The organism is Streptomyces sp. ISL-87 (assembly GCF_018614095.1).
In the GTDB taxonomy this organism is placed as follows: domain Bacteria; phylum Actinomycetota; class Actinomycetes; order Streptomycetales; family Streptomycetaceae; genus Streptomyces.
Window position 1 is genome coordinate 47,293 of the sequence record NZ_JAGGOY010000017.1, and the last position, 26,408, is coordinate 73,700.

Genomic DNA, 26,408 nt, shown 5'->3' on the forward strand with positions numbered 1-26,408 from the left:
CCCGTCCGGCTGCGGCGCCGCCGCCGGGAGCCGGCCCCCGGGCCCCGCCTGTGCGGCGCCGTTGTCGGGGGCGCTGCCCCCGAACCCCCGCGCCTCAAACGACGGCGGGGCCGATTCGGCCGACGGGGCTAAAAACAGCTAGCGGAGGCCGGCCGCGGCCAGGAGGTACGCCACCATCGGGTCGTAGAACCGCGGATCGCGGACGTGGTCGTCCAGCGGGATCGCCACGCCGAGAGTGCCCTCGGCCTCACCGACGAACAGCGCCGGGTCATTGCAGTCCGCGTAGCCCACCGCGTCCAGGCCCCGCTGCGCCGCACACCCCGCCCAGCCGTGGTCGGCCACGACCAGGTCCGGCTGCGGGCGATTCGCGGCCGCCAGCCCGTCCAGGATCGCCGCCATCGGTTCCGGCGAATGGGTGTGCCACAGCGTCGCCCCTCGCTCCAGTACCGCCACATCCGCGAACTGCCACACCGAGCCCTCGTCCGCCACCAGCCCCGACGGGATGACGACGATCTCGCACCCGGCATCCCGCAGCGCGGCGCCCGTCGCCCGGTGGACGTCCAGCAGCCCGCCCGGGTGCCCCGTGGCCAGCAGCACACTCTGCCGGTCCAGCGCGGCCTTCCGCAGTCGCGTCGCCAGCCGGTCCAGGCCCGAGACCGTCAGCTCCGGGTCGATGGTGTCCTGGCCGAAGCGGTACGCCGGGTCGTCCACGACCCCGCACCGCTCCGCCATCACCGCGAGGACGTCCTGCTCGTCCGCCCAGCGGTTGCCGAGCTCCAGGCCCAGCCAGTAATGCCGATCCCCGTTGGCGAGCTTGCGGTAGTGGGAGAGGTTGTTCTCGCGCGGTGTCGCGACATCCCCCGCGATCCGGGTACGGATCAAGTGATCGATGAGTTCGGCGCGGCTGGGTACGGGCGTCTCTATCGGCATGCGGCCCATTCTGCCGCCGTTCAGGCGGAGCCGTCCCGTCCATCCCGCCCAACGGACGCGTCACGTCACCCCGACAGCGCCCCGAACGCCCCGTTCGCGAGCCGCCGCAGCAGCGACTCCGTCGCCTCCCGGCCCAGCGCGGCCAGGTGTGGTGTCGAGTTCAAGAGCCCGAAGACCGCGTGCACGGACACCCGTACCTCGGCCTCCCCCACCTCCGGGTGCCGTTCGCGTACGACGTCCACCCACAGCTCCACGTACTGCCGCTGGAGCTGCCGCACGAGCTTGCGGTCGGCCTCGCGCAGCCGGTCCAGTTCCCGGTCGTGGAGGGTGATCAGCGCCCGGTCGTCCAGCGCGAAGTCGATGTGCCCGTCGATCAGCGAGGCCAGCACCCCGACCGGGTCGCCCCCGGCCTCCTCCACACGACGGCGGCCGCCGGTCAGCAGCCGCTCGCTGATCCCGACGAGCAGCTCGGCGAGCATGGCGTCCTTGCCCGCGAAATGCCGGTACAGGCCGGGGCCGCTGATGCCCACCGCGGCCCCTATCTCGTCGACGCCGACGCCGTGGAATCCACGCTCGGCGAAGAGGCGAGCGGCCTCACTGAGGATCTGCTCGCGACGGGTCGGGGCGGCCGCTCTGGTGCTCATGGGAATCCATTCTAGACAGGGCCGTTAGCGGTCGTTAACCTAGGCCCCATACGTGTTAACGCCCATTAACAACGTGCACCGAGCAAGGGAGCTCGACCGATGCAGCAGGCACCAGTGCTGACGAGCGCCGCGGACCCGGCGTCCGAGGCCTGGCGGACGAATGAGGCCGCCCACCGCGAGCTGGTTGAGGGGCTGCGTGCCCGGCTGGACGCGGCCCGGCTCGGGGGCGGTGAGCGGGCTCGTGCCCGTCATACCTCCCGCGGGAAGCTGCTCCCCCGTGACCGTGTGGACGCTCTCCTGGACCCCGGCTCGCCCTTCCTGGAGCTGGCCCCGCTGGCCGCCGAGGGCATGTACGGGGGCGCCGCCCCGGCCGCGGGTGTCATCGCCGGCATCGGCCGGGTCAGTGGCCGCGAGTGCGTGATCGTCGCTAACGACGCCACCGTCAAGGGCGGTACGTACTACCCGATGACCGTCAAGAAGCACCTCCGCGCCCAGGAGGTGGCCCTGGAGAACCGTCTCCCCTGCCTCTACCTGGTCGACTCGGGCGGCGCCTTCCTCCCCATGCAGGACGAGGTCTTCCCCGACCGGGAGCACTTCGGGCGGATCTTCTACAACCAGGCGCGCATGTCCGGCGCCGGTATCCCGCAGATCGCCGCCGTCCTCGGCTCCTGCACGGCGGGTGGGGCGTACGTCCCGGCGATGAGCGACGAGGCCGTCATCGTCCGCGGCCAGGGCACGATCTTCCTCGGCGGCCCGCCGCTGGTGAAGGCCGCCACCGGTGAGGTGGTAACGGCCGAGGAGCTCGGCGGCGGCGAGGTCCACTCCCGGGTGTCGGGCGTGACCGATCACCTCGCGGAGGACGACGCGCACGCGCTGCGGATCGTACGGAACATCGTGGCGACCCTGCCCGAGCGCGGGGCCCTGCCCTGGTCGGTCGAGGCGCCGGAAGAGCCGAAGGTGGACCCGTACGGGCTGTACGGCGCGGTCCCCGTCGACTCCCGCACCCCGTACGACGCCCGCGAGATCATCGCCCGGATCGTGGACGGCTCCCGCTTCCAGGAGTTCAAGTCGGAGTTCGGGCAGACGCTCGTCACCGGCTTCGCCCGGATCCACGGCCACCCGGTCGGGATCATCGCCAACAACGGCATCCTGTTCTCCGAATCCGCCCAGAAGGGCGCGCACTTCATCGAGCTGTGCGACCAGCGCGGGATCCCGCTCCTGTTCCTCCAGAACATCTCGGGCTTCATGGTCGGCCGCGACTACGAGGCCGGCGGCATCGCCAAGCACGGCGCCAAGATGGTCACGGCCGTGGCCTGCACCCGGGTCCCGAAGCTGACGGTGGTGGTCGGCGGCTCCTACGGCGCGGGCAACTACTCGATGTGCGGGCGGGCGTACTCGCCGCGGTTCATGTGGATGTGGCCCAACGCCAAGATCTCGGTGATGGGCGGCGAGCAGGCCGCGTCCGTGCTCGCCACGGTCAAGCGGGACCAGATCGAGGGCGCCGGCCAGGAGTGGCCGCTCGAGGACGAGGAGGCCTTCAAGGCCCCGGTCCGCGCGCAGTACGAGGAACAGGGCAACGCCTACTACGCCACGGCGCGGCTGTGGGACGACGGGGTCATCGACCCGATGGAGACCCGGCAGGTGCTGGGGCTGGCCCTGACCGCGTGCGCGAACGCCCCGTTGGGCGATCGCGGCTTCGGCATCTTCCGTATGTGACGTGTGATGTGAGGACCTCACTGATGTTCAGCACTGTTCTGATCGCCAACCGGGGCGAGATCGCGGTCCGGGTCATCCGCACGCTGCGGGAGCTCGGCGTGCGGTCCGTGGCCGTCTTCAGCGACGCGGACGCCGACGCCCGTCATGTCCGGGAGGCCGACACGGCCGTCCGTATCGGCCCCGCGGCGGCCGCCGAGAGCTACCTGTCGGTGGAGCGGCTGCTCGACGCCGCACGGCGTACGGGGGCCGAGGCGATCCACCCCGGGTACGGCTTCCTCGCCGAGAACGCGGCCTTCGCGGCTGCCTGTGTGGAGGCGGGCCTGGCCTTCATCGGGCCGCCCGCCTCGGCGATCTCCCTGATGGGCGACAAGATCCGGGCCAAGGAGACCGTGAAGGCGGCCGGGGTCCCGGTCGTGCCCGGCTCCTCGGGCAGCGGCCTGACGGACGCCGAGCTGGTCGCGGCCGCCGAGGAGATCGGCATGCCGGTGCTGCTGAAGCCCTCGGCGGGCGGCGGCGGCAAGGGCATGCGGCTGGTGCGGGACGCCGGGCTGCTGGCGGAGGAGATCGCCGCGGCGCGGCGCGAGGCGCGCTCCTCCTTCGGCGACGACACCCTCCTCGTGGAGCGTTGGGTGGACCGGCCCCGGCACATCGAGATCCAGGTGCTGGCCGACGCCCACGGCAATGTCGTCCACCTCGGCGAGCGCGAGTGCTCGCTCCAGCGGCGCCACCAGAAGGTGATCGAGGAGGCCCCCTCGGTCCTGCTCACGCCGGAGCTGCGGGCCTCGATGGGCGCGGCCGCGGTGGAGGCGGCGCGCTCGTGCGGGTACGTCGGCGCGGGCACGGTGGAGTTCATCGTCCCGGGCGGCGACCCGTCCTCGTACTACTTCATGGAGATGAACACCCGGCTCCAGGTCGAGCACCCGGTGACGGAGCTGATCACGGGGCTGGACCTGGTGGAGCAGCAACTGCGCGTGGCGGCCGGCGAGACCCTCGCCTTCGACCAGTCCGGGGTCCGTCTCACCGGCCATGCGATCGAGGCGCGCGTGTGCGCGGAGGACCCGGCGCGCGGGTTCCTGCCCTCCGGGGGAACGGTCCTGGCGCTGTCCGAGCCTTCGGGCGGGTCTGTCCGTACCGACTCGGGCCTGGTGGCGGGGGTGGACACGGGGTCGACGTACGACCCGATGCTGTCAAAGGTCATCGCGTACGGGCCTGACCGCGCCGCTGCACTGCGTGTGCTGCGAGGCGCCCTGGCGGACACGGTCATCCTGGGCGTCCAGACGAACACCGGCTTCCTGCGCAGGCTTTTGGCGCACCCTGACGTCGTCTCCGGCGACCTGGACACGGGCCTGGTCGAGCGCGACCTGTCCACCATGCTCCCGGACGGCGTCCCGTCGGAGGTCTACGCGGCTGCTGCGCTGCTGGCCCAGGCTCCTCTCCCCGACCCCGCCCCTTCCCGACACCCTGCCGGGGGCTCGGGGGCGGGCCGGACCGGCGGCCCCGCCGCATGGGTCGACCCGTTCGGGACTGCCAACGGCTGGCGCCTGGGCGGCACTCCCGCCTGGACGCTCCACCACTTCCGCCTCCCGGGCCAGGACCCGGTAACGATCCGCACCCGCCCGCACGGCACGGAGCCGGAACTGCTCATTGCGTTTGAGGCGCAGCCCGCACCCGGCAACGGCGGTGCCGCGCCGTATCAAGCCTCGCCGGCGTTTGAGGCGCGGGGGTCCGGGGGCGGCGCCCCCGGTACTCAGCCCGCACCCGGCAACCCGGCGGAGTCACACCGGCAGAGCGCCGGCGCACCGGCCCGCGTACGGATCGTGGCCCGCACCGCCGACCACCTCACTGTCGAACTCGACGGCGTCACTCACCGCTTCGCCTACGCCCGCTCCCCCGAAGGGATCTGGCTCGGCCGCGACGGCGACTCCTGGCACGTCCAGCACCACGACCCGGTCGCGGCCGCCCTCACCGGCCGGGGCCACACCGGCGCCGACACCCTGGCCGCCCCCATGCCCGGCACCGTCACCGTCGTCAAGGTCGCCGTCGGCGACCGGGTCGCCGCCGGGCAGAGCCTCCTGGTCGTCGAGGCGATGAAGATGGAGCACGTCATCTCCGCCCCGCACGCCGGCACCGTCACGGAGCTCGACGTCTCCCCCGGCACCACGGTCGCCATGGACCAGCTGCTGGCCGTCATCACCCCCGAAGCCGACGACGAGGAGGAGAGCGCGTGAACGGGCTGCCCATGACCGTCCCGGCCGCCGGGCTGCCCGCCCGCGTGCGGATCCACGAGGTCGGCGCGCGCGACGGGCTGCAGAACGAGAAGTCCGCCGTCCCGACCGAGGTCAAGGCGGAGTTCATCCACCGGCTGGCCGGCGCCGGCCTCACCACCATCGAGGCCACCAGCTTCGTCCACCCCAAGTGGGTTCCCCAACTGGCCGACGCCGAGCAGCTCTACCCCCTGCTCGGCGACGTTGAGGCGGCCCTCCCCGTGCTCGTGCCCAACGAGCGCGGTCTGGAGCGCGCGCTCGCCCTCGGGGCGACCCGGATCGCGGTCTTCGGGTCCGCCACCGAGACCTTCGCCTCCCGCAACCTGAACCGCACCGTCGCCGAGTCCCTCGCCATGTTCGAGCCCGTCGTGGCCCGTGCCAAGCAGTCCGCCGACAAGCCGGTGCACGTCCGCGGCTATCTCTCCATGTGCTTCGGCGACCCCTGGGAGGGGCCGGTCCCGGTCCACCAGGTCGTCCGCGTCGCCAAGGCCCTGCTCGACCTCGGCTGTGACGAGCTGAGCCTCGGCGACACCATCGGCGTCGCCACCCCGGGCCATGTCCAGGTGCTGCTCAGCGAGCTCAACGAGGAGGGCGTCGGGACCGACCGTATCGGCGTGCACTTCCACGACACCTACGGCCAGGCCCTCTCCAACACCCTCGCCGCGCTCCAGCACGGCGTGACCACGGTCGACGCCTCCGCCGGCGGCCTCGGCGGGTGCCCGTACGCCAAGAGCGCCACCGGCAACCTCGCCACCGAGGACCTGGTGTGGATGCTCGACGGCCTCGGCATCGAGACCGGTGTCGATCTGGCCGCACTCACCGCCACGAGCGTGTGGATGGCGGAACAGCTGGGCCGGCCCAGCCCCTCCCGTACCGTCCGCGCCCTCTCCCACAAGGAGTAACGAAGACATGTCCCTCGACCACCGGCTCACCCCCGAGCACGAGGAACTCCGCCGTACCGTCGAGGAGTTCGCGCACGACGTCATCGCGCCCAAGATCGGCGACCTGTACGAGCGGCACGAGTTCCCGTACGAGATCGTCCGCGAGATGGGCCGCATGGGCCTGTTCGGTCTGCCCTTCCCCGAGGAGTACGGCGGCATGGGCGGCGACTACCTCGCCCTCGGTATCGCCCTGGAGGAGCTGGCCCGCGTCGACTCCTCGGTCGCCATCACCCTGGAGGCGGGCGTCTCCCTCGGCGCCATGCCGATCTACCTGTTCGGCACCGAGGAGCAGAAGCGGCAGTGGCTGCCGAAGATGTGCTCCGGCGAGATCCTCGGCGCCTTCGGCCTGACCGAGCCGGGCGCGGGCTCCGACGCGGGCGGCACCCTCACCACCGCCGTCCGGGACGGCGACGAGTGGGTGATCAACGGCTCGAAGTGCTTCATCACCAACTCCGGTACGGACATCACCGGTCTGGTCACCGTCACCGCGGTCACCGGGCGCAAGGCCGACGGGCGCCCCGAGATCTCCTCGATCATCGTCCCGTCCGGCACCCCGGGCTTCACGGTGGCCGCGCCCTACTCCAAGGTCGGCTGGAACTCCTCGGACACCCGCGAGCTGGCCTTCTCGGACGTACGCGTCCCGCTCGCCAACCTGGTCGGCGAAGAAGGCCGCGGGTACGCCCAGTTCCTGCGCATCCTCGACGAGGGCCGTATCGCCATCTCCGCGCTCGCGACCGGTCTCGCGCAGGGCTGCGTCGACGAGTCGGTGAAGTACGCGAAGGAGCGCAAGGCCTTCGGGCGCGCGATCGGCGACAACCAGGCCATCCAGTTCAAGCTGGCGGACATGGAGATGCGCGCCCACATGGCCCGTATCGGCTGGCGTGACGCGGCCTCCCGCCTCGTGGCCGGCGAGCCGTTCAAGAAGGAGGCGGCCATCGCGAAGCTGTACTCCTCCACGGTCGCCGTCGACAACGCCCGCGACGCCACGCAGATCCACGGCGGCTACGGCTTCATGAACGAGTACCCGGTGGCCCGTATGTGGCGCGACTCCAAGATTCTGGAGATCGGCGAGGGCACCAGCGAGGTCCAGCGGATGCTCATCGCCCGTGAGCTGGGCTTCGCCGGCTAGAGGCCCGCCAGGAGCACAGGGCAGGCGCAGGACAGGCGCAGTACGGACGCAGGACAGGGGGCCCGGAAAGTTAGGGCCCCCTTACCGCTTCCAGCCAAGGTTAGGCTAACCTTCCTACCGAACGGCCCAGTGGCCGCCCGGCACGCATGAAAGCGGACATCGACATGCCCAAGTCCCGTACGTCCCACCTCTCCCGCCGCGGTCTCATCGCGGCCGGCGGCGCCCTCGGCCTCGTCGCGGCGCTCACCGCGTGCGGCGGCTCCGGCTCCGCGAAGGGCGAGACGGACGCCAAGGACAAGGGCGCCACGGCCGCGGGTCCCTGGAGCTTCAAGGACGACCTCGGCAAGGAAGTCAGCACGAAGTCCACGCCGAAGAACATCGTGGCCTACACCGGCACCGCCGCCGCGCTCTACGACTACGGCGTCCAGGTCAAGGGCGTCTTCGGCCCGACCAAGACCGCCGACGGCAAGCCCGACGCGATGGCCGGCTCGATGGACATCTCCAAGGTCGAGATCCTCGGCAACGTCTACGACGAGTTCAACGTCGAGAAGTACGCGGCCCTCCAGCCCGACCTCGTCGCCACCAACACCTGGGACGGCACCTACTGGTACGTCCCGGCGGCCTCCAAGGACAAGATCCTCAAGCTGGCTCCGGCCGTCGCGATCGGCGTGGGCGGCGACGCCTCCCTGGACAAGTCGCTGGAGCGCACGGCGGACCTCGCCAAGTCCCTGGGCGCCGACCTGAACACCAAGAAGACCGCCGACGCGAAGGCCCGCTTCGAGGCCGCCGCCGCCAAGGTGCGCGAGGCCACCAAGGCCAACCCGGGCATCAAGGTGCTCGTCGGCTCCGGCTCCGCCGACCTGTTCTACGTCTCCACCCCGAAGACCTCGGCCGACCTGAAGTACTTCGAGACCCTGGGCGTCGAGTTCGTCACCCCGGACAAGGACAAGCTGGACGCGGGCGGTTTCTTCGAGAGCCTCAGCTGGGAGAACGCGGGCAAGTACAAGGCCGACCTGGTCCTGCTCGACAACCGCACCGGCACCCTCCAGAAGGAGGAGCTGAAGGCCAAGCCCACCTGGGCCGAGCTGCCCGCCGTCAAGGCCGGCCAGGTCGCCCCGCGTGTCACCGAGCCGATCTACTCGTACGACAAGTGCGCCCAGATCCTGGAGGACCTCGCGAAGGCCATCCAGAACGCCAAGAAGGTCGGCTGAACCGGCCTGACCAGCCTGACAGCCTGACCAGCCGGACCGGCCAAACCGGCCGGACCAGCTGAATCCCGGCGCCCGCCCCGCGCCGGGACGACTCCCAGGGGGGACTCTCCGCATGACCGCCACCGCATCCGACGCCGCCCCGGCCGCCGTCCACTTCCGGTTCTTCGAGCTCGAAGTGCTCCGCACGCGCCGCCTCGGGCACTCGTTCCTGCGGGTCACGTTCGGCGGCGAGTCCCTCGCGGGCTTCCGATCGGGCGGCTACGACCAGAGCCTCTCGCTCTTCCTGCCGCCTTCGCACCAGGAGCACACCGTGCTCCCCTCCACGGACGAGGACACCTGGTTCGGCGCCTGGCGCGGGATGCCGGACGAGGACCGCCCGGTGATGCGTTCGTACACCGTGCGCGAGCAGCGCCGTACGCCCGAGGGTGTGGACGAGGTCGACATCGACTTCGTGCTCCACGGGGACGCGTGCCCCGCCTCGGCGTGGGCCGGACGCGCCGTCAGCGGGCGCCGGATCATGGCGATCGGACCGGCCGTCGCGGAGAACAAGTCCGTACGGTTCCAGCCGCCGGCCGCCACCGACGCGATCCTGATGTACGCGGACGAGACCGCACTCCCCGCGGCGGCCGCGATCCTGGACCGCCTCGCCGACGGCACCCGCGTCAAGGCGTGGTTCGAGGTCCCACACGCGGACGACCGGCTCACCCTGTCGACGCGCGCCGACGTGGACATCACCTGGATCGTGCGCGCGGGCGGCGCGGGCCGGGAGCGGACCGAGCAGGTGCTCAGCGAGCTCCGCACGGCCGAACTCCCGGCCGCCGAGGCCCCGTACGCCTGGATCGCGGGCGAGGCCGGAACCATTCGGGCGGTACGCCGCCACCTGGTGCAGGAACGTTCCGTCGACCGGCGCGCGGTGCGCTTCACCGGCTACTGGCGGCTCGGCGCGAGCGAGGAGGAGCTCCTCGCGGAGGCCTACGCCGGCCAGGCGGCCAGCGAGGACCCCACGTCCGACCTCTAACGCCACGGCACTAGCCCCCTCGGACTGCCGCCCGCGCGGCAACTCCCGCCACACCCACAGCATTTGAGCGATGGGCCCCGGCCGTAGCCGGGGCCCATCGCTATTTGGCGGGATACTTAGGTTAGGCTAACCTAAGTACCTCAAACCCCATCCCCGCCCCCCGTTTGCCTGCCCGGAGGAAAGTTGATGCGTTCGCATCTGCTCAATGAGACGACCGCGGACCTGTACCGGCGTTCCGTCACCGAGGGCGTCGAACGCGTCGCCGCCAAACTCGCCACCACGCGGCGTCCCCACACCGGCATATCCGTCGACGAACTCGCCCCGGTCATCAACGGGATCGACCTGGACCGGCCACTCGAAGACACGGCCGCCGTCCTCGACGAGCTGGAGGAGGTCTACCTGCGCGACGCGGTCTACTTCCACCACCCGCGCTACCTCGGCCACCTCAACTGCCCCGTCGTCATCCCCGCCGTGCTCGGCGAGGCAGTCCTCTCGGCCGTCAACTCCTCGCTGGACACCTGGGACCAGTCCATCGGCGGCACGCTCATCGAGCGCCGCCTGATCGACTGGACCGCCCAGCGCATCGGCCTCGGCCCGGGCGCGGACGGCGTCTTCACCTCCGGCGGCAGCCAGTCCAACTTCCACGCGCTGCTGCTGGCCCGCGACGAGGCCTGCCGGATCGTCATGAAGAACAGCACGCGGGAACTCCCCAAGTCCGAGGTCCTCCCGAAGCTGCGCATCTTCACCTCCGAGGCCAGCCACTTCAGCGTCAAGAAGTCGGCCGCCATGCTCGGGCTCGGCTACGAGGCCGTCATCTCCGTCCCGGTCGACCGCAACCGCCGCATGGACACCTCCGTGCTCGCCCTGGAGCTGGAGAACTGCGCCCGCGAGGGCCTCTTCCCCATGGCCGTCGTCGCCACCGCCGGCACCACCGACTTCGGGTCCATCGACCCGCTCCCCGAGATCGCCGCCCTGGCCGCCGAGCACTCCGCGTGGATGCACGTGGATGCCGCGTACGGCTGCGGGCTGCTGGTCTCGCCCACCCGCCGGCACCTCCTCGACGGCATCGAGCTGGCCGACTCGGTCACGGTCGACTACCACAAGTCGTTCTTCCAGCCCGTCAGTTCCAGCGCGATGCTGGTCCGCGACCGGGACACCCTGAAGCACGCCACGTACCACGCGGACTACCTCAACCCGCGCCGCATGGCCGAGGAGCGGATCCCGAACCAGGTCGACAAGTCCATCCAGACCACCCGCCGGTTCGACGCCCTCAAGCTCTGGATGACCCTGCGTGTGATGGGCGCCGACGGCATCGGCTCGCTCTTCGACGAGGTCGTCGACCTGGCCGCCGCCGGCTGGGACGTCATCGACGCCGACCCGCGCTTCGAGGTCGTCGTCAAGCCGCAGATCTCCACCCTCGTCTTCCGCTTCCTGCCCGGCGAGGAGATCCCCGCCGACCTCGTCGACGAGGCCCAGCTCCACGCCCGCAAGGCACTCTTCGCCTCCGGCGAGGCCGTCGTCGCCGGCACCAAGGTGGACGGGAAGCAGTACCTGAAGCTCACCCTCCTCAACCCGCAGACCACGACGGCCGACATCACGGCCGTCCTCGACCTTCTCGCCGCACACGCCGAGCAGTTCCTGGGAGAATCCCTTGCCGTCCACCGTTAAGCCCCACGACTTCATCGGAATCGGCCTCGGTCCCTTCAACCTGGGACTCGCCTGCCTGACCGCCCCGATCGACGAACTCGACGGCCTCTTCATCGAGTCCAAGCCGCACTTCGAGTGGCACGCCGGAATGTTCCTCGACGGCGCGCACCTGCAGACGCCGTTCATGTCGGACCTGGTCACCCTCGCCGACCCGACCTCGCCCTTCTCCTTCCTGAACTACCTGAAGGACAAGGACCGGCTGTACTCGTTCTACATCCGGGAGAACTTCTACCCGCTGCGCGCCGAGTACAACGACTACTGCCGCTGGGCCGCGGACCGGCTCGACAACGTCCTGTACTCCACCTCCGTCACCGAGGTCACCTACGACGAGCAGGCCGGTCTCTACGAGGTCCACACCGACAAGGGCGAGACCCACCTGGCCCGCCGCCTGGTCCTGGGCACCGGCACCCCGCCCTTCGTCCCGGAGGCCTGCGCCGGCCTCGGCGGCGACTTCCTGCACAACTCGGCCTACATGCAGAACAAGGCGGAGCTGCAGAAGAAGAAGTCGATCACCCTGGTCGGGTCCGGCCAGAGCGCCGCCGAGATCTACTACGACCTCCTCGCCGAGATCGACGTGTACGGCTACCAGCTCAACTGGGTCACGCGCTCCCCGCGGTTCTTCCCGCTGGAGTACACGAAGCTGACGCTGGAGATGACCTCGCCCGAGTACGTGGACTACTTCCACGCCCTCCCCGAGGACACCCGCTACCGGCTGGAGACCCAGCAGAAGAACCTCTTCAAGGGCATCGACGGCGATCTGATCAACGCCATCTTCGACCTGCTCTACCAGAAGAAGATCAGCATGCCGGGCCCGGTCCCGACCACCCTGCTGACCAACACCTCGCTGAACAGCACGGCCTACGACACCACCACGCAGACCTACACCCTGGGCCTGCGCCAGGAGGAGCAGGAGCGGGACTTCACCCTCACCTCCGAGGGCCTGGTCCTGGCCACGGGCTACAAGTACCGCGTCCCCGCGTTCCTCGCCCCCGTGCGCGAGCGGCTGAACTTCGACGGCCGCGGCCGCCTCGACGCCGCCCGCAACTACAGCGTCGACACCACGGGCCGCGGGGTGTACCTCCAGAACGGCACGACCCACAACCACTCCCTGACCTCGCCCGACCTGGGCATGGCCGCGTACCGCAATGCCTGCATCGTCGGTGAGCTCCTCGGCCGCGAGCACTACAAGGTCGAGAAGTCCATCGCGTTCCAGCAGTTCGCAGCCCCGGAAGGCACGCACGTATGAGCACCACCGACACCCTCTTCACCCGGACGGACCCGGCCCTCGGGACTTTCTCCGTCCGCCCGCTGGACCCCTTCGCCGACGCGGAGATGCTGCACGGCTGGGTCACGCACCCCAAAGCCTCGTTCTGGATGATGCAGGACGCCTCGCTGCCCGACGTGGAGCGCGAGTACATGCGGATCGCCGCGCACGAGCACCACCAGGCCTTCATCGGCCTCCACGAGGGCCGCCCCGCCTTCCTGATGGAGAGCTACGACCCGGGCGAGCTGGAGCTGGTCGGCCTGTACGACGCCCGGCCCGGCGACGTCGGCATGCACTTCCTCGTCGCGCCGAGCGACCAGCCCATCAGCGGCTTCACGCGCGCCGTGATCACGACGGTGATGGCCGCCCTCTTCGCCGACGCGGAGACGGAGCGGGTCGTGGTGGAGCCGGACGTCCGCAACACGGCGGTGCACGCCCTCAACGAGGCGGTCGGATTCGTTCCCGAGCGCGAGGTCCAGAAGCCGGAGAAGGTCGCCCTGCTCAGCTTCTGCACCCGCGCCCGGTTCGAGGCGGCCACCGGCATCACCCAGGAAGTGTCGATATGAGCCTGGCCGACGCCATCTCCCACCTCTCGCCCGAGCTGTGGGCCCGCGCGAACCGCGCGCTGGTCCGCAAGGCGCTCGCGGAGTTCTCCCACGAGCGCCTGCTGACCCCGAAGGCCCTGGGCGAGGACCGGTACTCGGTGCTCAGCGACGACGGCACCGTCGAGTACCGGTTCACCGCCGTCCTGCACGCGCTGGACCACTGGGCGGTGGACGAGCCCTCCATCACCCGCCACAAGGACGGCGAGCAGGCCGGGCTGGACGCCCTCGACTTCCACATCGAGCTCCAGCAGGCCCTGGGCCTGAGCGCCGAGGTGCTGCCCGTCTACCTGGAGGAGATCTCCTCCACCCTGGCCGGCGCCGGCTTCAAGTACACCAAGCCGCAGGTCTCCGCCGCCGTCCTCGCCAAGTCCTCCTTCCAGGACATCGAGACGGGCATGACCGAGGGCCACCCGTGCTTCGTGGCCAACAACGGCCGCCTGGGCTTCGGCGTGCACGAGTACCTCTCGTACGCGCCGGAGACCGCGAGCCCGGTCCACCTGGTGTGGGTCGCCGCCCGCAAGGACGTCTCCACCTTCACGGCGGGCGCGGGCCTGGACCACGACCCCTTCGTCCGCGCCGAGCTGGGCGAGGCGGCCGTCGCCGGCTTCGCCGCCAAGCTGTCCGCCCTGGGCCTGGACCTGGCGGACTACCACCTGCTGCCGGTGCACCCCTGGCAGTGGTGGAACAAGACCACGGTCACCTTCGCGGCCGAGATCGCGAGCCGCCGCCTGGTCCTGCTGGGCGAGGGCGAGGACGCGTACCTGCCGCAGCAGTCGATCCGTACCTTCTTCAACACGACCACGCCGACGAAGTACTACGTCAAGACGGCGATCTCGGTGCTGAACATGGGCTTCATGCGGGGCCTGTCGGCCGCGTACATGGAAGCCACCCCGGCCATCAACGACTGGCTGCACCAGCTGATCGAGTCGGACGAGGTCCTGAAGTCCGTCGACTTCTCGATCATCCGCGAGCGCGCGGCGATCGGCTACCACCACCGCCAGTACGAGCGCGCCACCGACCGCTACTCGCCGTACCGCAAGATGCTGGCCGCGCTGTGGCGCGAGTCCCCGGTGAACTCCCTGCGGGAGGGAGAGCGCCTCGCGACGATGGCCTCCCTCCTGCACGTGGACTCCGAGGGCCGGTCCTTCGTCGGCGCGCTGATCGAGGAGTCCGGCCTCACCCCGGCCGAGTGGCTGAAGCCGTACCTGCGCGCCTACCTGCTCCCCCTGCTGCACTGCTTCTACCAGTACGACCTGGCGTACATGCCGCACGGCGAGAACACGATCCTCGTCATCGAGAACGGCGTGGTGAAGCGGGCGATCTTCAAGGACATCGCCGAGGAGATCGTGGTCATGGACCCGGACGCGGTCCTGCCGCCCGCGGTGGAGCGGGTCCGGGCGGACATCCCGGAGGACATGAAGCTGCTGTCCGTCTTCACGGACGTCTTCGACTGCTTCTTCCGCTTCCTGGGCTCGATCCTGGCCTCCGAGGGCATCTGCACCGAGGAAACGTTCTGGCGGGCGGTGGCGGACTGCGCCCACGACTACCAGGACTCCGTGCCGGCCCTGGCGGACCGCTTCGAGCGGTACGACCTCTTCGCGGAGGAGTTCCAGCTGTCCTGCCTGAACCGGCTCCAGCTGCGCAACAACAAGCAGATGGTCGACCTCGCCGACCCGGCGGCCGCCCTCCAGCTGATCGGCACCCTCAAGAACCCCGTCGCGCCCTTCGCCCGACGGTGAAAAAGGGGGCGGTGCGCGCTTCCCGATACGGTCCCTCGGGAGGCGCGCCCGTCCCTGCCCGGGCTCCCCGGAAGCCGGTCCCGTGCCTCACTCCGGGCCCTAGGACCACGGCACGTCCGGGGCCCTGTAGAAGGTGATGTCCTGCGCGTCCAGGCGGGGGCCCTGCGCGGACAGCCGCTGGCGGTACGACGTCCAGTCCAGGGCCGAGGCCGGGGACCAGCCCAATTCCGACAGGCCCAGGACCCGCGGGAACGCCATGTACTCCAGGTCGCCCCGCGTCCCGATCGTCTCCGTCCACAGCGGCGCCTCCACGCCCAGCACCGAGGACTCCGCGACGCCGGGCAGGTAGGACCCGGGGTTCCACGCGTAGGCACGCTGCACCGGGACGTACCCCGCCCACGCCAGGCCCGGCTTCGTGGCCCGGTCGTACTTCATGTCCAGGTACAGCCGGTCCGCCGGCGACAGGATCACCGGGTGTCCGGCCTTCGCCGCCGCGGCCACGGCCGCCTTGTCCGCCGCCGCTGTCCGGTCGTGGCCCCAGTACTGCAGCACGGCCCCCTTCGCCGGGCGGGCCGTCGCCAGCTGGTGCCAGGCCACCACCGTCTTCCCGTACCGCCCGACCGTCTTCTGCGCCCGGTCCATGAACGCCGCGTAGTCCGCCGCCGGCGTCGAGAGGGCCTCGTCGCCCCCGATGTGAAGGTAGCGGCCGGGCGTCAGCCGCGCGAGCTCCCCGAGCACCTCGTCGACGAACTCGTACGTCCGCTCCTTGCCGACGCACAGCGAGCTGAAGCCGACCTTGATCCCGGTGTAGCGCTCGCGCGCCTTGCCGTCGCAGTTCAGTTCCGCGTACGAGGCCTGCGCCGCGTTCACGTGCCCCGGCATGTCGATCTCCGGGACCACGTCCACGTACCGCGCTCCCGCGTAGGCGACGAGTTCCCGGTAGTCCTCCTTGGTCCAGTACCCGCCCGGGCCGCCGCCGACCTCGCTGCCGCCCCCGTACTCCGCCAGGCGCGGCCACGCGTCGATCGCGATCCGCCAGCCCTGGTCGTCGGTGAGGTGCAGGTGCAGCGCGTTGACCTTGTACTGGGCGAGCTGGTCGACGTACCGCTTCACCTGCTCGACCGTGAAGAAGTGCCGGGCGATGTCGAGCATCGCCCCCCGGTACGCGAACCGCGGCGCGTCCGTGACCGTCCCGCCCGGCACCGTCCCCGGACCGGACAGCGGCACCAGCTGGCGCAGCGTCTGCCCCGCGTGGAAGAGCCCCGCCGGGGTCCGGGCGGTCAGGGTGACCCCCGAGGCCGCCGTCTCCAGCCGGTACCCCTCCCGCCCCAGTCCGGCGGCGTCCTCGTCGAGGCGCAGCCGGATCCCGTCGGCGTCCTTGTCGTCCGCTGCGTCGACCACCGGCAGCGGCAGCCCGCTGGGCCCGCGCAGCTGCTCCGCGAGCAGCTCGCCGACCTGCCGGACCTCGTCGGCGGCCGCGCCGTCCGCGAGGCCGGTGCGGATGACGGTGCCCGCGCCGAAGGCGTATCCGGGGCCCGCCGCCCGCACGGAGGCGGGCGCGGGGAGGAGCCGTTCGTAGGGGGCCAGGGCGGCGGGGCGCTCGCCCCGGGGTTTGGCGTCGTCGCCGTGGGCGGCGGTGCAGGAGACGGCCGCGCCGAGGACGAGGAGGGTGCCGAGCGTGCGTCGCAGGACTCTCATGCGCCCAGGTATAGGCCAACTCCCGCTTCCAGGTGGGCGGAAGAAGCTCCGGACGGCGGAAATCATCCGGAAGGACGGTATGTGGACCGTCGACGGTTGCCGGGTGACGAAAGTGGGGATTTTGGGCGGCTTCCCTCCGAACCAGACCGGAATTTCCCCCTCCGTTGGTCCAGACCAGCCGGATCCTGCCCGATTCCGGGCAGGATTTTTGCATTCCGGTCTGAGGCCCGTCAGTATCTACGGATGCTCGACCGCCGCCCGTCGCACGACGAACTCGTCGATCACCTGGTGCGCAGCACCGCGCTCCAGCGCGGTGAAGCCGCCCGGGTGGTACTCGACGTGCTCGCGTACTTCGACGAGACGACGGAGGAATTCGTCCGCCGCCGCCACCGTGAGCTCCAGTCCGGTGGCGCGGTCAACGCGGAGACCTTCGAGCGGATCGCGGCAGAACTGCCGCACCGCGCGGTGGCGCCCCCGGAGCTCTCGCTCCGGCAGCTGCGCCGCATCGTCTACGGCTGAGCAGCCGCGACGGCCGGCGAAAGCGCCGGCCGGAGCGGCAAGAGCGAACGAACTTCAGGAGGGGCAAAACCGTATGTGCGGAATCGTTGGTTACATCGGCAAGCGTGACGTGGCACCGCTGCTGCTGGAGGGTCTCCAGCGCCTTGAGTACCGCGGCTACGACTCGGCGGGCATCGTCGTCAACAGCCCGAAGGCCGCGGCGCTGAAGGTCGTAAAGGCCAAGGGCCGCGTCCGCGAGCTGGAGTCCCGGGTCCCCAAGCGCTTCGCCGGTACCACCGGTATCGCCCACACCCGCTGGGCCACCCACGGCGCTCCGAGCGACATCAACTCCCACCCGCACCTGGACGCCGACAACAAGGTCGCGGTCGTCCACAACGGCATCGTCGACAACGCCGCCGAGCTGCGCGCCAAGCTGGAGGCCGACGGCATCGTCTTCGTGTCGGAGACCGACACCGAGGTCATCGTCCACCTGATCGCCCGCTCCCAGGCCGCCACCCTGGAGGAGAAGGTCCGCGAGGCCGTCAAGGCGATCGAGGGCACCTACGGCATCGCCGTCATGCACGCCGACTTCCCGGACCGCATCGTCGTCGCCCGCAACGGCTCCCCGGTCGTCCTGGGCATCGGCGAGAAGGAGATGTTCGTCGCCTCGGACGTCGCCGCGCTGGTCGCCCACACCCGCCAGATCGTCACCCTCGACGACGGCGAGATGGCCACCCTCAAGGCCGACGACTTCCGCACCTACACCACCAGCGGTGCCACCACCACCGCCACTCCGGAGACCGTGGAGTGGGAGGCCGCCTCCTACGACATGGGCGGCCACGACACCTACATGCACAAGGAGATCTCCGAGCAGCCCGACGCGGTCGACCGCGTGCTGCGCGGCCGGATCGACGACCGCTTCAGCACGGTCCACCTGGGCGGCCTGAACCTGGACCCGCGCGAGGCGCGCGGTATCCGCCGGGTCAAGATCCTGGGCTGCGGCACCTCGTACCACGCGGGCATGATCGGCGCCGGCCTCATCGAGGGCATGGCCCGCATCCCCGCGGACGCCGAGCCGGCCTCCGAGTTCCGCTACCGCAACCCGGTCGTGGACCCCGACACCCTGTACATCGCGGTCTCCCAGTCCGGTGAGACGTACGACGTGCTCGCGGCCGTGCAGGAGCTCAAGCGCAAGGGCGCCCGCGTCCTCGGCGTGGTCAACGTGGTCGGCTCCGCGATCGCCCGCGAGGCCGACGGCGGCGTGTACGTGCACGCCGGCCCCGAGGTCTGCGTCGTCTCCACCAAGTGCTTCACCAACACGGTCGTGGCCTTCGCGCTGCTCGCCGTGCACCTCGGCCGGATCCGGGACCTCTCGGTCACCGACGGCAAGCGGATCATCGAGGGCCTGCGCAAGCTGCCCGCGCAGATCCAGGAGATCCTCGAGGGCGAAGAGGACATCAAGAAGCTGGCGGCCGAGTACGCCGAGGCCAAGTCGATGATGTTCATCGGCCGGGTCCGCGGCTACCCGGTGGCCCTGGAGGCCTCCCTGAAGCTCAAGGAGATCTCCTACATCCACGCCGAGGCCTACCCGGCCTCCGAGCTCAAGCACGGCCCGCTCGCGCTCATCGAGCCGGCCATGCCGACGGTCGCGATCGTCCCGGACGACGACCTGCTGGAGAAGAACCGCGCGGCGCTGGAGGAGATCAAGGCCCGCAGCGGCCGGATCCTTGCGGTCGCCCACCGCGAGCAGGAGAAGGCCGACCACACCATCCTCGTGCCCAAGAACGAGGACGAGCTGGACCCGATCCTGATGGGCATCCCGCTCCAGCTGTTCGCGTACCACACCGCCCTGGCCATGGGCCGGGACATCGACAAGCCGCGCAACCTGGCGAAGTCCGTCACGGTCGAGTAGTCGGACCGGGACCCCGCCGGGCCCGCGAATGCCAAAACGGCCCCCCGAACCTCATCTTGATCGAGGTCCGGGGGGCCGTTCGCGTACTGCTTGCTCTCCTGCGTCCCTCAGCTCGCGGCGACCGCGCCGCTGCCCGAGGTCTTGCCCACCGTCATGGGCCAGTGGGCCAGCGCGGCCGTGGCTCCGTACCAGGCCAGCAGCCCGGAGACCGCGGCCACCCAGCCGGCGGCCTTGGCCAGCCCGCCGTTGTCGGCGAGCACGCCTATCGCCAGGAGCAGCAGGGAGAGGGTGAACAGGGCGTACACACCCTGGCCGAACAGTCCGCTCGGGGCTGCCATCGTGAGGGTCAGCGCGAGCAGGGCGAACAGGATGAGGAACATTCCGGCGGCGTCTGCCGAAACCTTTCCGTCGGACCCGGTGGCCCAGGTGAACCAGAAGGCGCCGAGGCCCGCGAACGCCGTGCCGTTGAACCCGTTGCCATCACGGAATTCGAGGATTCCGAGGACGAACAGGGCGAGACCGCCGACGTATGTCGCGAGCGACACGGAGTTGGCCGCGGTCACGCCGTCGACGACGCCGGTGTGGCCGATACCGAACGCGAGAAGAGTGAGACCCAGGGCGATGTTCCCGAGGGTCGAAGTCGAGGCCGTGCTTCCCGCAGAGACACCTTTGTCCACGGCGGGCTCCCTTCGATCTGCTGTTGTTTGCTGCGTCCCAGCAGCATTTATCTACCCTTTACAAGGGGGTTCACAACCGCACAATCGGCGTACAGCGGGTTACGGAATGACAACAACCGGTCGCTGCGCGCGCTTTGCCAGCCGGCCCGCCACCGAGCCGAAGATCCGGCCGACGATCCCGTGTGTGGAACCGACCACAATGGCGTCGGCCGAGTACTCGCGGCCGACCTCCTCCAGCTCGTGGCAGATGTCTCCGCCCCGCTCGACGAGGATCCACGGCACCTCGGCCAGGTAGTCCGCGCAGGCGAGTTCCAGCCCCAGCACCTCGGTGCGGTGGTCCGGGACGTCCACGAAGACCGGGGGCTCACAGCCGGCCCATACGGTGGTGGGCAGCCGGTTGGCCACATGGACGATGATCAGACCGGATCCGGAGCGGCGGGCCATTCCGATCGCGTACGCGAGAGCTCGCTCACTGGACGTGGAGCCGTCGAATCCCACGACGACCCCGTGCCGGAAGGCCGGGTCGCAGGGATGGCGTGTCTGTTCCACCGCGCGCAGGTCGCTCGACGCGTGGTCGGCGAGGGGTTTGCGCTTGCGGTCCGCGGGTTCGGGGAATTCGTGACCGGCCATGAATGTCTCGGCGAAGAGATCCTCGGGGGAAGGGACAAGGCGACGGGGCTACAGCGGGCGAAAACGACGACTCAGTGTGACGGAGCTCTGTCCGGGAAGCATCTTCCCAAGCCCATACCCACCAGGGTACGGCGACACTCCTGTCCTGCACAGGGCATGCCGCCCTTGGAGAGCGTCCCAGGGAGCATGCCGGAGCGGTCGCCGCTTGGCAATGACCACTGTCCCCTACAGCCAGTGACGAGCCACCCGTGCGCGCAGTGACCGAGCCCGGGCGCGGGGCGTTGGACAGGCGTCCGACCGTCCAGGAAGAGCCGCAGGGAGTACGCCGTGCCCGGCCATCCGGTTCGCCCCGTCCAGCCCGCTCCGCCGACGCAGTCCGTCCGCCCCCCGCACCCGTTCCCGCCCTCCCCCCTTCACTCGTCCGTGCACCCCGGCAGGCGCCCCCATGACGACCCCGCGGGTGACGTGGTGCGCTGGGCCGCCTTCAGCTGTCTGCTCGTCCCGGTGGTCCTCGTCGTGTACGGGACCTCCTTCGGCGGGGCGGCGGTCGCGACCCTGGGCCTGGCCGCCGTCACGGCCGCGTGCCGGGTGCTGCTGCGCCACTCGGAGAAGGCCGAGCGGGCCGCGGCCCGGGTCCTCGCGGAGGACCGGCCGCAGGCGAGCGGTCCGTCCGGGCACCGCGGCCGGCATTCGCGCGGCGGGGCCGGTTCCCACCGCGGCTGCCACAGTCCCTCGGGCGTGTCCCCTCAGGACTGACCGGTTCGTACGCACACACCCGCACGTTTTCAGCCAACTTCCGGGTGAGGTCCGTTCCTTGCCGGAATGTCCCCCCAACCCCCCTACCACCAGCGACTACAGAGCCCGAGGGACCTCAAGACCCTACGGGTACTGGCCAAGGCCGTGCGGAACCCCTCCTTCACCGGTAGCGGAATGCAACGCTTACTGATCGAATGCTTTTCGCCAAGTTGCCAAGTCGACATAGCGCTGCGTGCTGAACTTGTCACGCCGACACCACGGGACGCAGTAGATTCGATCATGTATTTACGGCGGGGGATCCACGTGCAAGGCCGAGGGGAAACGTGCAGGTGCGACCAGACCAAGGAGTCGCGACACCCAAGGGGGGCTTAGCGCCATGAGCCAGGATTCCACCGCCGTCGTCGCAGACGCCGGCCGGAAACTCACGGGGCGTCGCCGCAGGGAGATCGTCGCGGTGCTGCTCTTCAGCGGCGGACCGATCTTCGAGAGCTCCATTCCGCTTTCAGTGTTCGGCATCGACCGACAGGACGCGGGAGTTCCACGCTATCGACTACTCGTGTGCGCCGGGGAGGACGGTCCGCTTCGGACCACCGGCGGACTCGAACTGACCGCGCCATACGGGTTGGAGGCGATCGCCCGGGCAGGCACGGTCGTCGTCCCGGCATGGCGCTCCATCACCTCACCTCCGCCGCCTGAAGCGCTCGAAGCGCTTCGCCAGGCACACGAGGAGGGGGCCAGGATCGTCGGACTGTGCACGGGAGCCTTCGTGCTCGCCGCCGCCGGTCTGCTGGACGGGCGGCCCGCGACGACGCACTGGATGTACGCGCCGACGCTGGCCAAGCGGTACCCGTCCGTCCACGTCGATCCGCGCGAGCTGTTCGTCGACGACGGCGATGTGCTGACGTCCGCGGGCACCGCGGCCGGAATCGATCTGTGCCTGCACATCGTGCGCACGGACCACGGCAGCGAGGCGGCCGGGGCTCTGGCCCGCCGGCTCGTCGTGCCGCCGCGCCGCACGGGCGGCCAGGAGCGCTATCTCGACCGGTCGCTGCCGGAGGAGATCGGCGCCGACCCGCTGGCCGAGGTCGTCGCGTGGGCGCTGGAACACCTCCACGAGCAGTTCGACGTGGAGACGCTGGCGGCGCGCGCCTACATGAGCAGGCGCACGTTCGACCGGCGGTTCCGCTCGCTGACCGGCAGCGCGCCGCTGCAGTGGCTGATCACCCAGCGGGTGCTCCAGGCCCAGCGGCTGCTGGAGACCTCCGACTACTCGGTCGACGAGGTCGCCGGGCGCTGCGGGTTCCGTTCGCCCGTCGCGCTGCGCGGGCACTTCCGGCGCCAGCTGGGGTCCTCCCCGGCCGCCTACCGCTCCGCCTACCGGGCGCGCCGGCCGCAGGCCGACGTGGCACAGGTGGCGCAGCTCTCGGAGGGGCCGGTTCCGCACCAGCGCACTCCGCAGCCCCAGCGGACGGCCGCGGCCCTGGCCGCGGCGGGCCCGACGGTGACGGAGCTGTACGCACCGGGACGGGGCCTGCGCGAACACGCGTGACGCTCGCCCTGGGCGCTGTATGAGCGCTGTCTGACGGAGGTCCCCCGCATCGGTCCAGCACCGGTGTGGGGGACCTTCCGCGTGGGGGACCCCCTAAGGTGGGACGCATGAACGATCGCATGGTGTGGATCGACTGCGAGATGACCGGGCTCTCGTTGACGGACGACGCACTTATCGAGGTGGCCGCACTGGTCACCGACTCGGAGCTCAACGTGCTCGGTGACGGCGTGGACATTGTGATCCGCCCGCCGGACGCGGCCCTGGAGACCATGCCCGACGTGGTGCGCGCGATGCACACCGCCTCCGGACTGCTTGACGAGCTGGCCGGCGGGACCACCCTGGCGGATGCCGAGGCCCAGGTCCTGGCGTACGTACGGGAGCACGTGAAGGAGCCCCGCAAGGCGCCGCTGTGCGGAAACTCGGTCGGCACCGACCGCGGCTTCCTGCTGCGTGACATGCCCGCGCTGGAGAGCCACCTGCACTACCGGATCGTTGACGTGTCCTCGGTCAAGGAGCTGGCACGCCGCTGGTACCCGCGGGCGTACTTCAACAGCCCCCCGAAGAACGGCAACCACCGGGCGCTCGCGGACATCAAGGATTCCATCGCCGAGCTGCGCTACTACCGGGAGGCGGTCTTCGTACCGCAGCCCGGGCCCGACTCGGACACCGCGCGGACCATCGCCGCGAAGCACGTGGTGCCCGCCGAGTAGTACTCCCGGAGACGGGCGCGGGGAAAGGGGGGAGCGAGCACCCTCCCGGACCCTGTACCCTTTTCTTCGGCCGGTCGGTTTTCTGACCGGACATGGTGGGTGTAGCTCAGTTGGTAGAGCACCTGGTTGTGGTCCAGGTGGCCGCGGGTTCAAGTCCCGTCACTCACCCTGCGAGAAGGCCCCGGTCCGCGAAAGCGGACCGGGGCCTTCTGCGTATCCGCGAGGGCCGTGTGGGCCGCGTGGCCTGCGTCACGTCCGTAGCTCACCTGCCCTACGAGGACTCCCGGACCACCAGCTCGGTCGGCAGCACGATGGCGTGGTCCGGGGACTCCCCCGCGATCCGCTCCAGCAGCACCCGCGCCATGGTGCGGCCCATCTCCTCGATCGGCTGGCGCACGCTGGTCAGCGGCGGGTCCATGTGCCTGGCCACCACCGAGTCGTCGAAGCCGACCAGCGCCACGTCGTCCGGTATCCGGCGGCCGGCCGCGCGCAGCTCCCGCCGGGCGCCCGCCGCCATCACGTCGGAGGCGGCGAAGACCGCGTCGAGCCCGGGGCGGCGCTCCAGCAGCTCACGCATGGCCCGGCGGCCGCCCTCCTCGGTGAAATCACCGGCCGCGATCAGCAGCTCGTCAACGGGGTGCCCCGCGGCGGTGAGTGCCTGCCGGTAGCCGTCCAGTCGGCACTGGGCCCCGTACACGTCCAGCGAGCCGGTGATCGTGGCGATCGCACGGCGGCCCTGCCCGAGGAGGTGGCGTACGGCTTCGGCCGCGCCCGCCAGGTTGTCGGAGTCCACCCACGGCAGTGCCTCGTCGGCCGAGCGCCGGCCGCTGATCACGGCCGGGATGCCCAGCTCGGCCAGCAGGTCGGGCAGCGGGTCCCCGGCGTGCACGGAGACCAGCAGCACACCGTCGACTCGGTGCCCGGACAGGTACTGGGCGAGGCGGCGGCGCTCACGGTCGCTCCCCGCCAGGGTGAGGACCAGCTGGACGTCGGTCTCGGCGAGGGCGGCACCGACCCCGCGCACCACATCGGAGAAGTACGGCTCGGCGAAGAAGCGGGCCTCGGGCTCGGGGACGACGAGGGCGATGGCGTCGGTGCGGTTGGCCGCGAGGGCGCGTGCGGCGCGGTTGGGCACGTACCCGAGCTCGGCGACCGCGGCCTCGACGGCGGCCCTCGTGTGCTCGCTAACCTTGGACGATCCGTTGATCACCCGGGAGACGGTGCCGCGCCCGACACCCGCCCGGACAGCCACCTCTTCCAGCGTCGGCCGTCCCCCACTGCGCCCGTGCCCGTTCATGGCTCCCTCCCAGCTGTGAATCTACTCCCTACTCCCCGGGCGTCGACGGCCACAGCGCCCCGCAGCCGTCACGCTTACCCCCGCAGCGGAAACGACGCCCGCATCTGCCAGCCCGTGCCGTCGTGGACCATCAGCTGGACCGACGAGACGCGCGCCGTCAGCGGGAGCCTGCCGACGAGGTCGGCCTCAACCTCCTCCAGGATCCCGTCGTCTTCCGTCTGGGCAACGGTGAGATGCGGGATGACCTCGGCGAACCGGCCGCCGTACGGCGGGGTCTCGGGCCACCGATCGGCGATCGCCTGGGTGAGCTGCCGCAGCTGCGTGTCCGGCTCGGGGGCGAGGTACAGAATGCCGGGGAGACGGCGGGTTTTCTCAAACCGCACGTCGAAAGCCCGATGGCTGTCCAGGGTCTGGGCGATCTCCGCGTGGACGAGGGCGTCTATCCGGCTCGCTTCGAGGAACGGGAAGAGGATGGTGACGTGTGCCGGAACGCCAGCCTGGGCCGAGGGGTCGAACCGCTGACGCCACGCGTCGACGGCGGCTTCGGCCTCCGGAAACCTGACGATGAGGCCCGTCTGCCCTGCCTGGAACGTGCTGGAGCTGTCCTTTGTCATGGCACGGCATGGTGCCACCACGTCGATCCGGACCGGGCATGGTTTACGCGGTCGCGGCGAACTCCGCGGCGTGGTCTTCCACCCAGGTTTCGAAGGAGCGGGCCGGGTGGCCGGTGAGGTGCTCGACCGCGTCGGTGATCTCGACCGGGAGGCCGTCGTTGGCGGCCCAGTAGGCGAGCAGCGCATCCGCGTACGCGGCGGGTATGTAGCCGTCGACCTCGGACTTCCACTGCTCGGGGGAGACGGCCTCCATGGGCACGGGGCGGCCGAGGACGCCGCCGAGTATCGCGAGCTGGGTCGTGAAGGTCAGCGAGTGCGGGCCGGTCAGGGTGTAGGCGCGGCCGGCCAGGGCGGGGTCGGTGAGGACGGCGAAGGCGGCCTCGGCGATGTCGGCCTCGTGGACGGGGTCGCAGTGGGAGCCCGGGTAGGGCAGGTGGACCGGGCGGCCGGACTCCAGGGACCAGGCCCAGCCGCGGGCGTTGCTCGCGAAGGAGCCGGGCCGCAGCAGGGTGGTGCGCAGCGGGGAGGCGAGCAGGGCCTCCTCCACGGCCAGGTGCGAGGCGGAGAGCGGGCTGTCGGCGGCGTCGGGGGCGAGCACCGAGGAGGAGGACAGGAGTATGACGTGCTCGACTCCGGCGGTGACGGCCTCCTTGATGAACGCGTCGATGGCGGCGGCTTCGGCGTAGAGGAAGACGGAGCGGACGCCGGCGAGGGCGCCGGGGAAGGTGGCCGGGTCGGTGAGGTCGCAGTGGATGGTGCCGGGTGAGTCGGGCTCGCGGGAGGCGAGGCGGTGCGGGAGGTCGTGGGCGGTCAGGAGGCCGGAGAGGCCCCGGGCGACGGCGCCGCGGCCGCCGGTGACGAGGATCGGGGAGTTGGTCACGGTGCTGTTCGACATGGCT

Annotated in this window: 23 protein-coding genes and 1 tRNA gene; 16 read left to right on the top strand and 8 right to left on the bottom strand. The window is 70.7% G+C overall.

Annotation, left to right across the window (positions count from 1 at the left end; all coding sequences use genetic code 11):
- Positions 1 to 138: 138 nt before the first annotated feature.
- Positions 139 to 939: a phosphatase gene (locus J7I97_RS06585; RefSeq protein WP_214931591.1), complete on the bottom strand. Its 801-nt coding sequence runs from the start codon at positions 937 to 939 to the stop codon at positions 139 to 141.
- A 56-nt stretch (positions 940 to 995) separates the two neighbouring features.
- Positions 996 to 1,574 (bottom strand): TetR/AcrR family transcriptional regulator, encoded by a 579-nt coding sequence (locus tag J7I97_RS06590; protein ID WP_214931592.1) that lies wholly within the window; start codon positions 1,572 to 1,574, stop codon positions 996 to 998.
- Between the two features lie 99 nt (positions 1,575 to 1,673).
- On the opposite strand from J7I97_RS06590, the gene J7I97_RS06595 reads away from it, so the two are divergent.
- The 10 genes from J7I97_RS06595 (at position 1,674) to J7I97_RS06640 (ending at position 15,168) form a co-directional block, all read left to right on the top strand.
- Positions 1,674 to 3,290: a carboxyl transferase domain-containing protein gene (locus J7I97_RS06595; RefSeq protein WP_214931594.1), complete on the top strand. Its 1,617-nt coding sequence runs from the start codon at positions 1,674 to 1,676 to the stop codon at positions 3,288 to 3,290.
- Between the two features lie 23 nt (positions 3,291 to 3,313).
- Positions 3,314 to 5,518, top strand: coding sequence for a biotin carboxylase N-terminal domain-containing protein (locus tag J7I97_RS06600; RefSeq protein WP_214931596.1), 2,205 nt, complete (start codon positions 3,314 to 3,316; stop codon positions 5,516 to 5,518).
- Between the two features lie 11 nt (positions 5,519 to 5,529).
- Complete coding sequence (locus tag J7I97_RS06605; RefSeq protein ID WP_214931731.1) at positions 5,530 to 6,456, top strand: hydroxymethylglutaryl-CoA lyase; 927 nt, start codon at positions 5,530 to 5,532, stop codon at positions 6,454 to 6,456.
- A 7-nt stretch (positions 6,457 to 6,463) separates the two neighbouring features.
- Entirely contained in the window at positions 6,464 to 7,624 is a 1,161-nt protein-coding gene (locus J7I97_RS06610) for an acyl-CoA dehydrogenase family protein (RefSeq protein WP_214931598.1), read from the top strand.
- A 164-nt stretch (positions 7,625 to 7,788) separates the two neighbouring features.
- Positions 7,789 to 8,835 carry an ABC transporter substrate-binding protein gene (locus J7I97_RS06615; protein WP_214931732.1) on the top strand — a complete coding sequence of 349 codons (1,047 nt, stop codon included), beginning with the start codon at positions 7,789 to 7,791 and terminating at the stop codon, positions 8,833 to 8,835.
- A 112-nt stretch (positions 8,836 to 8,947) separates the two neighbouring features.
- Complete coding sequence (locus tag J7I97_RS06620; RefSeq protein WP_214931600.1) at positions 8,948 to 9,853, top strand: siderophore-interacting protein; 906 nt, start codon at positions 8,948 to 8,950, stop codon at positions 9,851 to 9,853.
- A 186-nt stretch (positions 9,854 to 10,039) separates the two neighbouring features.
- Positions 10,040 to 11,521, top strand: a complete 1,482-nt coding sequence (locus J7I97_RS06625) for an aspartate aminotransferase family protein (RefSeq protein ID WP_214931602.1) — start codon at positions 10,040 to 10,042, stop codon at positions 11,519 to 11,521.
- Positions 11,505 to 12,806 (top strand): lysine N(6)-hydroxylase/L-ornithine N(5)-oxygenase family protein, encoded by a 1,302-nt coding sequence (locus J7I97_RS06630; protein WP_214931604.1) that lies wholly within the window; start codon positions 11,505 to 11,507, stop codon positions 12,804 to 12,806. Before J7I97_RS06625 ends, J7I97_RS06630 begins: the two co-directional genes overlap by 17 nt.
- A complete protein-coding gene (locus J7I97_RS06635) occupies positions 12,803 to 13,390 on the top strand; it encodes a GNAT family N-acetyltransferase (protein ID WP_214931606.1) in 588 nt (195 codons plus the stop codon). Before J7I97_RS06630 ends, J7I97_RS06635 begins: the two co-directional genes overlap by 4 nt.
- The gene (locus J7I97_RS06640; protein WP_214931608.1) at positions 13,387 to 15,168 is read left to right on the top strand and encodes an IucA/IucC family siderophore biosynthesis protein; all 1,782 of its coding nucleotides are present in this window, start codon (positions 13,387 to 13,389) and stop codon (positions 15,166 to 15,168) included. The genes J7I97_RS06635 and J7I97_RS06640 overlap by 4 nt, the downstream gene beginning before the upstream one ends.
- 99 nt (positions 15,169 to 15,267) lie before the next feature.
- Here J7I97_RS06640 and J7I97_RS06645 read toward each other — a convergent pair whose 3' ends face one another.
- On the bottom strand, positions 15,268 to 16,866 hold the full coding sequence (locus J7I97_RS06645; RefSeq protein WP_214931610.1) for a beta-N-acetylhexosaminidase: 1,599 nt from the start codon (positions 16,864 to 16,866) through the stop codon (positions 15,268 to 15,270).
- 243 nt (positions 16,867 to 17,109) lie between these two features.
- Here J7I97_RS06645 and J7I97_RS06650 point away from each other — a divergent pair, with 243 nt between their 5' ends.
- Entirely contained in the window at positions 17,110 to 17,385 is a 276-nt protein-coding gene (locus tag J7I97_RS06650) for a hypothetical protein (protein ID WP_214931613.1), read from the top strand.
- A gap of 73 nt (positions 17,386 to 17,458) precedes the next feature.
- Positions 17,459 to 19,276: a glutamine--fructose-6-phosphate transaminase (isomerizing) gene (gene glmS / locus J7I97_RS06655; RefSeq protein WP_214931615.1), complete on the top strand. Its 1,818-nt coding sequence runs from the start codon at positions 17,459 to 17,461 to the stop codon at positions 19,274 to 19,276.
- Between the two features lie 107 nt (positions 19,277 to 19,383).
- Here the strand turns inward: glmS and J7I97_RS06660 are convergent, their stop codons facing one another.
- Both J7I97_RS06660 and J7I97_RS06665 read right to left on the bottom strand, forming a co-directional pair.
- Complete coding sequence (locus J7I97_RS06660; RefSeq protein WP_214931617.1) at positions 19,384 to 19,953, bottom strand: GPR1/FUN34/YaaH family transporter; 570 nt, start codon at positions 19,951 to 19,953, stop codon at positions 19,384 to 19,386.
- A 99-nt stretch (positions 19,954 to 20,052) separates the two neighbouring features.
- Complete coding sequence (locus J7I97_RS06665) at positions 20,053 to 20,583, bottom strand: universal stress protein (RefSeq protein WP_214931619.1); 531 nt, start codon at positions 20,581 to 20,583, stop codon at positions 20,053 to 20,055.
- A 423-nt stretch (positions 20,584 to 21,006) separates the two neighbouring features.
- Here J7I97_RS06665 and J7I97_RS06670 point away from each other — a divergent pair, with 423 nt between their 5' ends.
- The 4 genes from J7I97_RS06670 to J7I97_RS06685 all read left to right on the top strand — a co-directional run bounded on the left by J7I97_RS06670 (position 21,007) and on the right by J7I97_RS06685 (position 23,766).
- A complete protein-coding gene (locus J7I97_RS06670; protein WP_214931621.1) occupies positions 21,007 to 21,339 on the top strand; it encodes a hypothetical protein in 333 nt (110 codons plus the stop codon).
- A 376-nt stretch (positions 21,340 to 21,715) separates the two neighbouring features.
- Complete coding sequence (locus J7I97_RS06675; protein WP_214931623.1) at positions 21,716 to 22,888, top strand: helix-turn-helix domain-containing protein; 1,173 nt, start codon at positions 21,716 to 21,718, stop codon at positions 22,886 to 22,888.
- Positions 22,889 to 22,995: 107 nt separating this feature from the next.
- Complete coding sequence (orn, locus tag J7I97_RS06680; protein WP_214931626.1) at positions 22,996 to 23,598, top strand: oligoribonuclease; 603 nt, start codon at positions 22,996 to 22,998, stop codon at positions 23,596 to 23,598.
- A gap of 95 nt (positions 23,599 to 23,693) precedes the next feature.
- Positions 23,694 to 23,766 (top strand) — tRNA-His (locus tag J7I97_RS06685).
- A gap of 103 nt (positions 23,767 to 23,869) precedes the next feature.
- Here J7I97_RS06685 and J7I97_RS06690 read toward each other — a convergent pair.
- The 3 genes from J7I97_RS06690 to J7I97_RS06700 form a co-directional block, all read right to left on the bottom strand.
- Complete coding sequence (locus J7I97_RS06690) at positions 23,870 to 24,895, bottom strand: LacI family DNA-binding transcriptional regulator (RefSeq protein WP_214931628.1); 1,026 nt, start codon at positions 24,893 to 24,895, stop codon at positions 23,870 to 23,872.
- A 74-nt stretch (positions 24,896 to 24,969) separates the two neighbouring features.
- Positions 24,970 to 25,509 (bottom strand): 2'-5' RNA ligase family protein, encoded by a 540-nt coding sequence (locus J7I97_RS06695; protein WP_214931630.1) that lies wholly within the window; start codon positions 25,507 to 25,509, stop codon positions 24,970 to 24,972.
- Between the two features lie 43 nt (positions 25,510 to 25,552).
- A complete protein-coding gene (locus tag J7I97_RS06700) occupies positions 25,553 to 26,404 on the bottom strand; it encodes an NAD(P)H-binding protein (protein ID WP_214931632.1) in 852 nt (283 codons plus the stop codon).
- Positions 26,405 to 26,408 lie beyond the last annotated feature (4 nt).

Coding starts and splice junctions, on each gene's coding strand:
- J7I97_RS06585 (WP_214931591.1), bottom strand. CDS start 939: ATGGGCCGCATGCCGATAGAGACGCCCGTACCCAGCCGCGCCGAACTC.
- J7I97_RS06590 (WP_214931592.1), bottom strand. CDS start 1,574: ATGAGCACCAGAGCGGCCGCCCCGACCCGTCGCGAGCAGATCCTCAGT.
- J7I97_RS06595 (WP_214931594.1), top strand. CDS start 1,674: ATGCAGCAGGCACCAGTGCTGACGAGCGCCGCGGACCCGGCGTCCGAG.
- J7I97_RS06600 (WP_214931596.1), top strand. CDS start 3,314: ATGTTCAGCACTGTTCTGATCGCCAACCGGGGCGAGATCGCGGTCCGG.
- J7I97_RS06605 (WP_214931731.1), top strand. CDS start 5,530: ATGACCGTCCCGGCCGCCGGGCTGCCCGCCCGCGTGCGGATCCACGAG.
- J7I97_RS06610 (WP_214931598.1), top strand. CDS start 6,464: ATGTCCCTCGACCACCGGCTCACCCCCGAGCACGAGGAACTCCGCCGT.
- J7I97_RS06615 (WP_214931732.1), top strand. CDS start 7,789: ATGCCCAAGTCCCGTACGTCCCACCTCTCCCGCCGCGGTCTCATCGCG.
- J7I97_RS06620 (WP_214931600.1), top strand. CDS start 8,948: ATGACCGCCACCGCATCCGACGCCGCCCCGGCCGCCGTCCACTTCCGG.
- J7I97_RS06625 (WP_214931602.1), top strand. CDS start 10,040: ATGCGTTCGCATCTGCTCAATGAGACGACCGCGGACCTGTACCGGCGT.
- J7I97_RS06635 (WP_214931606.1), top strand. CDS start 12,803: ATGAGCACCACCGACACCCTCTTCACCCGGACGGACCCGGCCCTCGGG.
- J7I97_RS06640 (WP_214931608.1), top strand. CDS start 13,387: ATGAGCCTGGCCGACGCCATCTCCCACCTCTCGCCCGAGCTGTGGGCC.
- J7I97_RS06645 (WP_214931610.1), bottom strand. CDS start 16,866: ATGAGAGTCCTGCGACGCACGCTCGGCACCCTCCTCGTCCTCGGCGCG.
- J7I97_RS06650 (WP_214931613.1), top strand. CDS start 17,110: ATGCTCGACCGCCGCCCGTCGCACGACGAACTCGTCGATCACCTGGTG.
- glmS (WP_214931615.1), top strand. CDS start 17,459: ATGTGCGGAATCGTTGGTTACATCGGCAAGCGTGACGTGGCACCGCTG.
- J7I97_RS06665 (WP_214931619.1), bottom strand. CDS start 20,583: ATGGCCGGTCACGAATTCCCCGAACCCGCGGACCGCAAGCGCAAACCC.
- J7I97_RS06675 (WP_214931623.1), top strand. CDS start 21,716: ATGAGCCAGGATTCCACCGCCGTCGTCGCAGACGCCGGCCGGAAACTC.
- orn (WP_214931626.1), top strand. CDS start 22,996: ATGAACGATCGCATGGTGTGGATCGACTGCGAGATGACCGGGCTCTCG.
- J7I97_RS06690 (WP_214931628.1), bottom strand. CDS start 24,895: ATGAACGGGCACGGGCGCAGTGGGGGACGGCCGACGCTGGAAGAGGTG.
- J7I97_RS06695 (WP_214931630.1), bottom strand. CDS start 25,509: ATGACAAAGGACAGCTCCAGCACGTTCCAGGCAGGGCAGACGGGCCTC.
- J7I97_RS06700 (WP_214931632.1), bottom strand. CDS start 26,404: ATGTCGAACAGCACCGTGACCAACTCCCCGATCCTCGTCACCGGCGGC.